The sequence below is a fragment of the Shewanella sp. 10N.286.52.A9 genome (genome assembly GCF_041468985.1).
In the GTDB taxonomy this organism is placed as follows: Bacteria; Pseudomonadota; Gammaproteobacteria; order Enterobacterales; family Shewanellaceae; genus Shewanella; species Shewanella japonica.
The window spans coordinates 227,430-239,917 of record NZ_JBFRJQ010000001.1; the positions used below are offsets into that span (position 1 = coordinate 227,430).

At 41.7% G+C, this 12,488-nt stretch carries 10 protein-coding genes; 5 read left to right on the top strand and 5 right to left on the bottom strand.

Annotated elements, in window-relative coordinates:
* Positions 1 to 129 precede the first annotated feature (129 nt).
* Complete coding sequence (locus AB4128_RS01070; protein WP_055025980.1) at positions 130 to 1,209, top strand: PepSY domain-containing protein; 1,080 nt, start codon at positions 130 to 132, stop codon at positions 1,207 to 1,209.
* A 102-nt stretch (positions 1,210 to 1,311) separates the two neighbouring features.
* Here AB4128_RS01070 and AB4128_RS01075 read toward each other — a convergent pair whose 3' ends face one another.
* Together AB4128_RS01075 and nfuA are read right to left on the bottom strand one after the other, a co-directional pair.
* The gene (locus AB4128_RS01075) at positions 1,312 to 1,899 is read right to left on the bottom strand and encodes a type II secretion system protein (protein ID WP_055025979.1); all 588 of its coding nucleotides are present in this window, start codon (positions 1,897 to 1,899) and stop codon (positions 1,312 to 1,314) included.
* Positions 1,900 to 2,106: 207 nt separating this feature from the next.
* Positions 2,107 to 2,685 (bottom strand): Fe-S biogenesis protein NfuA, encoded by a 579-nt coding sequence (gene nfuA / locus AB4128_RS01080; protein ID WP_055025978.1) that lies wholly within the window; start codon positions 2,683 to 2,685, stop codon positions 2,107 to 2,109.
* 257 nt (positions 2,686 to 2,942) lie between these two features.
* On the opposite strand from nfuA, the gene AB4128_RS01085 reads away from it, so the two are divergent.
* Positions 2,943 to 5,561 carry a M14 family metallopeptidase gene (locus tag AB4128_RS01085; RefSeq protein ID WP_372036367.1) on the top strand — a complete coding sequence of 873 codons (2,619 nt, stop codon included), beginning with the start codon at positions 2,943 to 2,945 and terminating at the stop codon, positions 5,559 to 5,561.
* Between the two features lie 78 nt (positions 5,562 to 5,639).
* Here AB4128_RS01085 and AB4128_RS01090 read toward each other — a convergent pair whose 3' ends face one another.
* Positions 5,640 to 6,218, bottom strand: a complete 579-nt coding sequence (locus AB4128_RS01090) for a hypothetical protein (protein ID WP_080914587.1) — start codon at positions 6,216 to 6,218, stop codon at positions 5,640 to 5,642.
* Between the two features lie 161 nt (positions 6,219 to 6,379).
* The gene (locus AB4128_RS01095) at positions 6,380 to 7,144 is read right to left on the bottom strand and encodes a ComF family protein (RefSeq protein WP_211030158.1); all 765 of its coding nucleotides are present in this window, start codon (positions 7,142 to 7,144) and stop codon (positions 6,380 to 6,382) included.
* A 60-nt stretch (positions 7,145 to 7,204) separates the two neighbouring features.
* Here AB4128_RS01095 and bioH point away from each other — a divergent pair, with 60 nt between their 5' ends.
* The 3 genes from bioH (at position 7,205) to AB4128_RS01110 (ending at position 9,687) form a co-directional block, all read left to right on the top strand.
* Complete coding sequence (gene bioH / locus AB4128_RS01100; protein ID WP_372036370.1) at positions 7,205 to 7,999, top strand: pimeloyl-ACP methyl ester esterase BioH; 795 nt, start codon at positions 7,205 to 7,207, stop codon at positions 7,997 to 7,999.
* A 66-nt stretch (positions 8,000 to 8,065) separates the two neighbouring features.
* A complete protein-coding gene (locus AB4128_RS01105) occupies positions 8,066 to 8,587 on the top strand; it encodes a hypothetical protein (protein WP_192021870.1) in 522 nt (173 codons plus the stop codon).
* 173 nt (positions 8,588 to 8,760) lie between these two features.
* Positions 8,761 to 9,687: a hypothetical protein gene (locus AB4128_RS01110; protein WP_372036372.1), complete on the top strand. Its 927-nt coding sequence runs from the start codon at positions 8,761 to 8,763 to the stop codon at positions 9,685 to 9,687.
* Between the two features lie 66 nt (positions 9,688 to 9,753).
* On the opposite strand, the gene AB4128_RS01115 is transcribed toward AB4128_RS01110, so the two are convergent.
* Positions 9,754 to 12,111, bottom strand: a complete 2,358-nt coding sequence (locus AB4128_RS01115; protein WP_372036374.1) for a Tex family protein — start codon at positions 12,109 to 12,111, stop codon at positions 9,754 to 9,756.
* Positions 12,112 to 12,488 lie beyond the last annotated feature (377 nt).

Sequence of the window (12,488 nt, forward strand, 5' to 3'; positions counted from 1 at the left end):
TTTAATTGTGTAAATAAATGAGATTAATTATCATTCCCAAAATTTTTGCTTTGACGGTCATTTATTGACAGTGAAGCAGGCTTATCAATCTTTGACTGGCCATTAATAACGTACTTTGAGAACTTCACTATGAATGTAGTCCCTGCTTTAAAATGGTTTCATAACTGGGTTGGTTTCGTTATCAGTGTTTCTATGCTGATTGTGTTAACGACAGGTGTTTATCTTGGCGGCATGGATATGCTTAAAAGAATGGACGACAAAGGGCAGCAATATGTGCCGTTAACGTCTGAGCAAAAAGCGCACGTTACCGAAACACTTTTTGAACGTTACCCTGAAATGAGCACGGTTCGCTTTCCAACTGAATACTCTCCGTATGTCGAAATCGCTGCAAGAGGCCACTCCATTGCTTTTGATAACGATTTAAATGAACTCTCAACCTATAAAATGAGAGATATTCCACTCTATAGCACCATGTTCTGGCTACACCGCAACTTCTTATTAGGCGATTTTGGTAAATACCTTAATGCATGGGCATCGATGATCGGTGGTGTTATTACCTTAGTGGGTATTTATCTTTGGTGGCGTGTTCGCAAAACATTCAGATTAAAGCATTCAATCCCAAGCAATACTAAGTCAAGCAGCTTAGTAAAAAGCCACATTCAACTAGGACTTTTCATCTCAGTTCCTTTGTTTTTACTGTGTATTACTGGCTTTTTAATTACTTACAAAGGGTTGTGGACAGGCGCACTTAAAACAACGCCAGATAGCAGTATTCAATACCCAATCAGCCAAGCAAAAGATTGGCAAAGCCAAATTCAAACGGCACAAAGTGTATGGCCAGATTCTGAGTTAGTATCAATCAGCAAGCCACGTCAGCCTAGACCGGATCCAAAAGCGAAGGCAGAGGCACCTAAAAAGCCTGTTGACGCAATTTATAGCTATCGATTTAATACCCATAATGACGTTTGGTTACGTCAAGCTGATAGTATCAACATGAACTATGATAAAGGCACAATTAAGTCGGCACTGCTTCACAGCGATAGACCACTTTCAGGCCAAATCGCTACGTTTGTTAGACCTTTGCATGACGCAATGAATATGCCGTTTAAGTATGTGGCATTTATCACTGTCATCGCATTGATTGGCACAGTAATCTTAATATTCAGTGCGGTGACTTTTTACCGCCGAATCTTTAAAAAGAAACGCTAGTTACCGCTAAAATGACAACAAAAAACGGCTTACTGGAAACAGTAAGCCGTTTTGTTTTATTAAACGTTGAAATTACACCAAACTCTCCCTGTGGAGTACGGGTTAATCTTCAATGAAAGGAGTGACAGTCCCTGCTACCGAATCATAAACAATCTTGATTTCTGCGCGATTTCGTCCTCTGGTATCTCCCAGTGTTCTTAATACATAAGTACATTGCGTCGCACCAGTACCGCCATCTGCACTATGGCGATAGGATTCAAAATCAACATCATCAGATGTATTTCTAATGGCAACGCTAGGTGGGTCTTCTATCAATGCATTCCACAAATCCACACACCCAGCCTGACCTTGGCCAATATTAACTGGGTTCCCCATTGGATTACCTTTGCCTGTGCCTAATGGATAGCCAAAGGCATTCATATCTAAATCGTTATCAGCAAAATCAGGCAAATCATTCATTGGTTCACTTCCACCAATAATTTGCCAGCGAGTATGCGCAAAGGTAACTGACTGCTCAAACGAAGCCGCCACTGCTTTTACGCGGCTGATTTCAGCATCACGTTTCACATCAATGAACTGACTCGCTGCGATAACAGCTAAAATGGCCAACACAATAATCGCGACAACCAGTTCGATTATGGTGAAGCCTTTGGCAGAAGAAACATTACGAGTATTTACAAAAAACACCATTTGTTTCTCCTTAATAATACTTTCAGGTATAGCGCAAGTTTAATACTCATCTGCCATTACATCAAACAAAAGCATTACAAGTGTAACAAGGTAAAGAATAAGGAAGGGTAAATAACTGGCTATATTCAATGGCATTCAGCTTGAAAAAGCCATAAAAAAAACGCGACATATATTGCCGCGTTTTTAGTATCAATATTGCGTTAACACTTATTGATAAGAGTGAGCACCATGTTGGTGATCAGTCACGTCTTTAACGCCTGTTAGTTCACCTGGGAACATGTCTAATAGCTGCTTTTCAATACCATCTTTTAAGGTGATATCGACTTGAGAACAACCATTACAGCCACCACCGAATTGAAGAACAGCGGTTCCTTCTTCAGTGATTTCAACTAGCATGATGTTACCACCATGGCTGGCTAACTGTGGATTGATTTCTGATTGAATCACATACTCAATACGCTCTTTTAGCGGTGCATCTGCAGCCACTTTACGCATTTTAGCGTTAGGGGCTTTTAGCGTGAGTTGCGAACCCAGCTGATCGGTCACGAAATCAATGCTAGCTTCTTCTAAAAATGGTGCACTCTTTTCATCAACCATGGCACTGAATCCATTAAAAGGAAGCTCAGTATCATCTGCTTCTACAGCATCTGGCGGACAATAAGATACACCGCACTCAGCTTGAGCGGTGCCTGGACTGATGACAAACACACGGATATGAGTGCCTTCAGGTTGATCGGCCAGTAATTTTACAAAATGCGCCTGAGCCGTATCAGTAATGTTGATCATATAACTGCTCCGTTGAAAAACTTAAAAAAATGCTACTTAGCTCAATCAGTACCCGTACAACATGGTGCACCATCTAAATAGTACTTGAGTGATTTACTAAGATTTAGCGCTATGATACTCCTACTTGCTCCTGCTTTATAGCCCTCATCTCGCAAGTGTGACAAAAAATATCCTATTTAAGCGGGTTTTTAATGGAGATTTAAGCTTAATCACTTTATGGTAATTGCATTGTTTTATTTTATGATGTTGTTTCTCCTATGATTAGTTTACCAAGCCACCTTGTTCGTCTACTCATTGCTGTGATGGCAAGCTTGCCACTTTTTGTTTCTTTAAGCGCATCTTCACAGACGAGCGCGGCAGACACACGAATTAATCAACGATTACTCAGCGAAGACATCAACGCTGATATTACCTTGCCAGCTGAATACTTAGGTTATCCGCTGGGCGAATGGCATTTAAGACACGATCAAATTAATCAGTACTTGCAGATTCTGGCCACTGAGAGCGAGCGTGTGTCGTTGGACTCAGCAGGTTATAGCCAAGAAAGACGACATCAGCTCACTGCGGTGATTACCTCTGAAACCAACCAAAAAAATCTTTCTGATATTTTAGCTTATCGCAGTAAAGTCAAATTCGGCACCATGCAAAATAGCCGCAGTAATACTCAACCTCTCGTCGTTTGGCTTGCCTATTCAATTCATGGCGACGAAGCCAGTGGTGCCCATGCGGCAATAGCATTAAGCCATTACCTTGCTTCTGCCAATACGCCTTGGGTTAAAGACTTACTTGAAGATACCGTGATTCTAATTACCCCAACACAAAACCCTGATGGCTTTGATCGCTTTTCAAACTGGGCCAATAATAACAAGGGCCAAGTGGTCGTCACCGATAACAATCATCGAGAACATAATCAAGATTGGCCAGGTGGCCGCTTTAACCATTACTTAGCAGATTTAAACCGTGATTGGTTGTTTCTACGTCATCCAGCGTCTCAAGGCCGAGTTGCCTTCTTTCACAAGTGGCAACCGCATTATGTCGGTGACTTCCACGAAATGTGGCATCAACAGTCTTACTTTTTTCAGCCCGGAGTGCCTGATAGGGTTAACCCCCTTACCAGTAAAGCCAACCAGCAATTATCAAATGAACTGGCAGCATTTCATCGCCAAGCATTAGATCAGGTGAAGCAGGTGTATTTTAGTGAACAAATGTTTGATGATTTTTTCTATGGCAAAGGCTCAACCTATCCTGATATTAATGGCGCAGTAGGCATTTTATTTGAACAAGCCAGCTCCCGTGGACAAGCCCAAGCATCGCCAAATGGTGTAGTGACGCTAGCAAATAGCATTGATAACCAGTTCGCTACTTCAATTTCGAGTTTGCAAGGCGCGCATAACTTGCGCGAGAAGCTGATGAAGTATCAAACAGACTTTTTCTCAAGCAATGCTAAGCGCACACGAGATGGCAAGCAAACGGGGAGATTGATTAAAGCTCATGGCGGCGCAGCTCATATATCACAGCTAACAGATATCCTAAATCAGCATAAAATCAGCTTTAAATACCTTGCTAAACCAATAGAAGATGACGACATTATCTTCTCGGAGCAAGACAGTATCTTTATTCCCAAAAGTCAGCCACAGCACGACTTAGTTGAAGCCTTATTTGATAAGCGGACCGAGTTTAAGGATGAAACCTTTTACGATATTTCCACATGGAACTTTGAGTCGGCACTGGGGTTAACATTGATTGAAGGTGCTAAGCCGAGTATTAAATTCCTTGCAGATAAACCGGTAGCGAAAGCACTAACACTAAGTGCTAACACCACAAAAACCGTGTTCCCTGATGAGGCGGTTGCTCTTATTATAGATTGGCAACAAGCAGCTGCAGCCCCTTTTTTACAGCAATTATTGCATCAAGGTGTATTAGTAAAATATGCCCTCAAGCCATTTAGTCTCAGTGCAGCTAACAGTAAAAACTTGCCCGTTGAATTTGTCGCGGGAAGCTTACAAATTCCATTAAAGCAATCTGTATCAGAAGAGCAAGTCCGACAAATTGTCAGTGAGCTTGCCGCTCAATATCAAGTCAATATTGTGGCTGCCAGTTCATCGCATACTGCTGCAGGAATGGATCTAGGTAGCGATGACTTTATTAAAGTTCAGCCCGTCACACCATTATTGGTCACCGGCTCCGATACCAATGCTTCAGAAACAGGCCAGCTTTGGTACTACCTTGATAAGACCTTAGGCATCCCTGTCACTATGGTGAACAGTGAACGACTGACTTCAATCGATTTGTCCGCTTATAGCCATATATTTATGGCTGATGGACCTTATCATGTCATTAGTGATGCAACATCGAGACAGCTAGGAAAATACGTTTCGGATGGGGGGACTATTGTGGCGCAAAAACGTGCCTTAGTTTGGCTTAAAAAGCGCAATATTTTAAAGTCAGAGCCTAAATCTAAGCGTGAGCTCAATAATCTATTTAGTACTTCAGGACTTAAGTTTGGCGACAAGTCAAAGTTAGATGCTCGTCAGTCAATTGGTGGCGCTATTGTGTCGTTAACGTTAGACCAAACTCACCCCATCACCTTTGGCTTACCAAACCCATTACATGTGATGAAAAATCGCGAAATCAGCTTTGGCCCAACGTCCACACCATTTATTGTGGCGGCAGAATACGATAATGAACTACTGGTCAGTGGCTTTCTAGCAAAAGAATATCAACGCTCTTTTGCCAACACACCGGCTATGATTGTCGAAAAGAAAGGTAAAGGTGAAGTGGTTGCCTTAACGGATAATTTATTGTTCAGAAACATCTGGCTAGGCACAGAGAAAGTGTATGCCAATGCCCTGTATTTTGTGCCATCAGCGATGTAATTTTATCTGAGCATTAAGGGCATAATCTACAATTAAAAAAAGAGCGCAAGTCGCTCTTTTTTAATATCAAAATATAAGCTAATTCAGTTTATGCTGTAAGTCAGGATCTTTATGCGCAAACTCAACTTGGGCTATTTTTTCTTCTGCTTGCTCTTTGGTGATCACATTTTGCTCTGCTAACCATCTAAATTTGTTTATTTCGCTTTCAGGGTCATTATCAACATTAACATCACCATACCACTGCAGTAGTTGTGCTTTTTTTCGTTTTGAAATTTCATCAATGATGTGATCATGCTGCCCATTTTGAATCACAAATATATTGCTGGTTTCAGTTTTAAATACCGAATACCTGACCTTAGTCACTGCAAACCAAATTAAGCAAATAATGCCTAGAAAAAGCCATAAACCAGTACCTGTAACAGGATTATCACTGAATACCGCACGGCCAATATTCAATGCTCCCAATAAAAACCAAAGAATACCTACATTTCTTAGCCAATCATTTTGCTCAATGAGTAAAGATGATTTATCAGGAAAAGTCCCATATTCGACATCCACATCTTCTGCGCCCGATTTATTTTTAAAAGCAAAATTTAGGCTATGTTCATTGAATGTAAATGTGTGCTGATTTGATAATTTTTTCTGTTTAATTTCCATTTTTATCAGTAACTTCCATGTTTCGACGATATGTTTCGTATAAAAGGCTTATAGTGAATAAGGCTGTAAGATACTTTTATTATCAGTATTTGACAACTCCGCCATTGAAGCGACATACATTTCTTATTATCAACTTAAATCAGCAACTTAAGCTATCTACATTACAGCAGGCCTGGCGCTTCAGCTCGTGCTAAACACCATGCTTGAACATGAACATAATCTGCCGCAAATAGCTTGCCAATTTCATTGACTGTCGTCCCTGTCGTTACCACATCATCAATTAATGCCACCCGCTGATAAGGTATGGCTTTCGTTGTATTAAAAGCATCGGCGCAATTGCGTCGCCTAGCTTGCCCATCTAGCCCAGCCTGAGCTTGGGTATCGATGCTTCGCACTAACAAACTGTCGTCCATGGGGATCCCCAATTGACGGCTTAATTCATCTGCAATTAGCCACGCCTGATTAAAGCCACGTTGCTGTAAACGGTTCTTGTGCAATGGCACAGGCACGATCACTTGCGGCAATGTAATCACTCCTCTGGCAACCAGATCCATAACCCGAACCGCCAGCACATTCACTAACGCAGTAAGAGGCGCACATTGCTGTTGGTATTTTATTCCTGAAACTAACTCGCCAAGACTTTGATGATAACTACAAGGTGCAATGACCATCATAGGTTTGTGTCGCAAACAGTGACCACAATAGGCTTGAAGTTGCTCCATACGCTTACCACAACCTAAACACACTTCGTGCTGATATAGCCCAGCAACTAAACAGTGGTGACAAATGCCCGTTTGAGGTTTCCCTGAATCAAACTGACGTATGTCTTGGCGGCATAATAGACATCGATTTGGTAAATGACGTCGAAGCCAATGGGCAAACGACGTTAAACGATGACTATAGGCTTGTGGGAGTTGCCAATCCATATAATATCCTTATCCTGTATGGCACTTACTTGTCTGTATCGTGATGATTTGAGGTAACCTTTGCAGCCCACTTTTTCTAAGCTACACGTTCACACTGTTGGTGAAGGCCAAGATCTAATACTGCTTCATGGCTGGGGAGTTAACTCAGCCGTATTTCATCCTTTAGCAACGGCTTTGGAACAGTATAGAGTGCATTTTGTCGACCTGCCGGGCTTTGGCGATAGTGAAGCCAACGAAGGCGATATCAACGCATGGGCTGAACAACTTGCTCACCAATTACCGCAGCAGGCAATTTGGTTAGGTTGGTCACTGGGTGGGCTGGTAGCCACTCAGGTTGCAATTAATCACCCTCGCTCAGTTAAAGCCTTAATCACGGTTGCGTCATCACCTTGCTTTATGGCGCAGCAACCAAATAACGATGAGCAAAGCTGGCCAGGTATTGCCCCTAAGGTGTTGGCACAATTTTCGGAGCAACTCAGCATTAACTTAGCGAAAACCGTGGAGCGCTTTTTAGCGATTCAAGCAATGGGAAGTGATTCAGCCAAAGATGACATTGGCATGATAAAGAAACTGGTATTAGCAAAACCCTTACCCAGTCAGCCAGTACTTGATCAAGGTTTAGGGATGCTTCGTACCGTAGATTTGCGTTCGCAGTTACATCATATTCAGCAGCCATGGTTACGAATTTGGGGCAAATGTGACAGTTTAGTTCCAAAAAAGATCATCTCTATTTTACCGCAAGCAACAAGTATAAAAGACGTTATTCACAATAAAGCATCCCATGCGCCGTTCATTTCACATACAGATGATTTTTTGAACGAATTATGTACTTGGATCAATAAATATACAGACTAGCGCTATAAAACCACTTTAATATTGACTATAATTTGTACGTTATTATTCAATATCTAAGTGAGTTTTATGCTGGTTGTCACTAATTATCCCCAAGTACCGATAGCAACAAGTAATGTTGCGACGGATCTTGCGCGCGCGGATAATCAGCAAGCCAAGCCTATTCTGCCACCACAAGAGTTGTCTAAAGCCTACCAAGAGCGGGCTTATAATCAGCAAAATGAACGGTTAACTCGCCACGAATTACTCGATCAAAAACAGCAGCAAAAACAATCTGCCGAGCAACAGCAAACGCAGCAACAAACCTTGGGACCTAAAGGTATTTTTCCACAACTATTGCGAGTGGCTGCCAATAGTAACCCAACGATTCAACGTCGTGATATTCAGCAAAAAAACCCAAATAACCCGAATGTTGAAACAGATAAAATCAGCGACAAGAATAATAGTCGAGCGATTCAAAGCTTGTTGCTTCATGATGCTAGCCAAGAACAAGAGCAAGCATTTTATGAGCAACTAGGTGAACGAGTCGGTCAGTTTTATCAGCAGCAAACAACACCTGCTGAGCAAAGCCAACTATTCGCGTTAGTCTAAATCCTGCTTTACCTACCTTAGCTTAAACGCAACAACATGACCTGGTAGCGCCATGAAATATTGATCGTTATCAAGCAAATTTTGTTTTTGTATCTTGTAAATATTGAGTATTGGTAACTATTTAATTATATTGAATAAGCTAATATTCTGAAGGACTCAGTTAAGGCACTCTTTTGTCATTATTTAAGTACATACTCGTCATTGTTGTTACTTACCTATTTAGCTATTTCACAATAGCCCCCTTTGCCGTTGCCAAAGATATTATCATTCTCAATCAGCCAGCCTCTGCCAATGATATGCGTTACCATTACAGCTATGAGTTAATGCAGCTGATACTTGAAAACACCGAAGATGATTTTGGCGAATGGGAAATCACCCACTCTCCAATCTTTATGACCCGTGATCGGATTTTGACAGAAATGGTCGATGGCGAGCTCATTAACGTCATTGCAGAAGCCATAAAACCCGCTTGGAATGAAAAGCTGATTCCGATAAAAGTGCCTATTCGTAAAGGTATCCAGGGTTTTAGAGTTTTCATTATCAAAAAACAAACTCAAGCCCAATTTTCCAAGATCAAAACCATTGAACAACTCAAACAAATCCCAACAGGCAGCGGCATACATTGGTCAACAAGACTGGCATTTGAAAAGGCTGGGTTTGACGTGGTTGTCGGTTCAAGTTACGACGGTTTATTTCATATGCTAGACAAAGGCCGCTTTGAAAGTTTTGGCCGTGGAGTTAATGAAGCGCCAGCCGAGTTAAGTTCATTTAAAGTTAAATTTGCAGATTTAGTGCTAGATGAAAATGTACTGCTACATATTCCGTTAGCGACCTTCTTTTATGTTTCACCTGATGAGCCACAACTGGCTAAGCGAATCGAGGTCGGCATTAAACGTATTATGGCAAACGGCCAATTCGATAACACATTTTACCGCCAGTACTGCCAAGAGTTGATCTCATCAAAGCTCAGTGAACGACGCATATTCAGTATCGAAAACCCGTTAATGGATCCCAAGCTTCTAGCTGAAATGCAACAAGCTAACTACTTGTTATCGCCATACACTCATTTTGATGAAGCCTGCTCAGGTTACCTTCCATAAAAAAAGCCCTTAACCTAAAGCTAAGGGCTTAATCATTGATTTTAAATCGTTAATACATCAGCTAATTTACTTTTTTAGCTTAGCAAAGGCATCAGCAAATGCATTACCCATTGCCGCATTGGCAGGCGCTTTATTTTGTTTACGCTGACCGCCATTATGCTTGTTTGCAGCATGTTTAGCGCCACTTGGCTTATGACCTGAACCCGTCTTAGCGTTAGACTGAGGTTTAGATTTATTCGCTGCTTGTAATGGCTCGTCTAATCGCATACTTAACGCAATACGGCGACGTTCAACATCCACTTCCATGACCTTAACTTTAACCACATCACCCGCTTTCACAATCGTGTGTGGATCGCTGACAAACTTGTCTGTCAATGAAGAGATATGCACTAAACCGTCTTGATGAACCCCAACATCCACGAAAGCACCGAAGTTGGTCACATTGGTCACAACCCCTTCGAGGATCATTTCGAGTTTAAGATCTTTTAGCTCTTCAACCCCTTCTTTAAAGCTCGCTGTCTTGAACTCACCACGAGGGTCCCGTCCAGGTTTATCAAGCTCGGCTAAAATGTCGGTAATGGTCGGTAAACCAAATTCCTCAGTGACAAACTCAGCGGCATTAAGCTGCGCTAATAATTCACTGTTACCCATTAGCTGTTCAACCGTCTGCTGTTTAGCTTTAGCAATGGTTTCCACTAACTTATAGGCTTCAGGGTGAACTGCTGAGCTATCTAATGGATTTTTTGCATGACGAATACGTAAGAAACCGGCTGCTTGTTCATAAGCTTTAGGGCCTAAGCGTGCCACTTTTAGCAACTGTTTACGCGACTCAAACTGACCGTTCTCATCGCGGTAACTGACCACATTTTTAGCCAAGGTTTTATTCAAACCTGCCACTTGAGCCAGTAATGGCGCAGACGCCATGTTCAAGTCGACACCAACACCATTTACACAGTCTTCTACGACGGCCTCAAGTGAACTTGATAGCTGGCTTTGGCTCACATCATGCTGATATTGGCCTACACCAATAGATTTAGGCTCAATCTTAACTAACTCTGCTAGCGGATCTTGCAAACGACGAGCAATGGAAACTGCGCCACGAATCGAGACATCAAGATTAGGAAACTCTTCCGATGCTAATTCAGAAGCAGAATAGACTGAAGCGCCCGCTTCGCTAACCATCACTTTGGTTAAACTCGGGTGTGTTTCTTTCATAAAGCTAATCACTTCAGCAGCAAGTTTATCGGTCTCACGTGACGCTGTACCATTACCAATAGCAATGATGTTCACTTTATGCATTTTTATTAAGTTAGCCAGCGTACGGATAGACTTATCCCAGACATTTTGTGGAGCATGAGGGAATATCGTCGTGTGTGCGACAAATTTACCAGTGTTATCAACAATCGCTACTTTAACACCAGTACGAAGTCCAGGGTCGAGACCCATTGTGGCTTTAGCTCCTGCAGGGGCTGCCATCAATAAATCACCCAAGTTACGCGCAAATACATTAATCGCTTCCGCTTCAGCACGTTCACGCATTTGGCTAATGAACTCGGTTTCCATTTGCAAAGCAATTTTAATTCGCCAAGTGGCTGTCACCACTGTTTTAAGCCATTGATCGACACTCGAATCAGATAACTTCAAATTGAAATGATCAGCAATGATAACCACGCAATAACTGCTTTGTGCCACTTCTGCTTTAGGGTCTGCATTCATCGACAGACTCAGCACGCCCTCATTGCGCCCTCTCAGCATCGCTAATGCGCGATGTGATGGCACCTTAGTTATGGCTTCAGTATGCTCAAAATAGTCACGGAATTTGGCACCTTCTTTTTCTTTACCTTTAACCATGCGACTTTCAAGCACGGCTTGTTGACAAAGGTGTTTACGAATTTTTTGCAGTAAGTCTGCATCTTCTGCAAAGCGCTCCATTAATATAAATCGAGCACCATCTAATACGGCTTTGGTATCCCCAAAGCCAGCCTCTGCATTCACAAACTCAGCGGCTTTGCTTTCTAAATCCGCTTGGCGATTCGTCAATAAAAAATCAGCTAGCGGTAGCAAACCTGCTTCGATAGCAATCTGGCCTTTAGTACGTCGCTTAGGTTTGTAAGGTAGGTAGAGATCTTCAAGACGCGTTTTACTGTCAGCAGTATTGATCGCTTGTTGCAAAGCAGGCGTAAGCTTTCCTTGGGTTTCAATGCTAGAAAGAATCACTTGTCTTCTTTCTGCCAGTTCACGTAAGTAGCCTAAACGACTATCGAGTGTTCTTAACTGAGCATCATCTAATCCCCCTGTCGCTTCTTTACGGTATCGAGCAACAAACGGGACGGTGGAGCCATCATCAAGTAACGCAATGGTATCTGAAACTTGTTGCTCACGGACATTCAATTCCTGAGCGATAATCTGAGCAATACTTAGCATAAAAGGTCTTATTCGGCGTTGAATAACAAATATCGCCCAAAGATAGCATAACCTGCTTAAAACGTTTATTGAGAAAGTGAATTTTTACAGGGTATTTTCAACCTAAATAGGATGACAGCTCAGTTTAACGGTAACTTAGCTCGGTTTTTTAGGCATTAGCAAAGCGACACAATGGACTAAATTCTTAAAACAGAACAATCACAATACAGGTTCGTATCAAATTTTAATTTAACACTAGTAGACTTACTTTTAGCAGGGTTATAAAAAACAATGAGTTATTATAGTTAATGAAATTTTAAACGAGGAAGTTAATAAATAAAAACTAATTTATACCCATAAAGAGGTATCTTATTTATCTTTATTTATTTGGTATTATT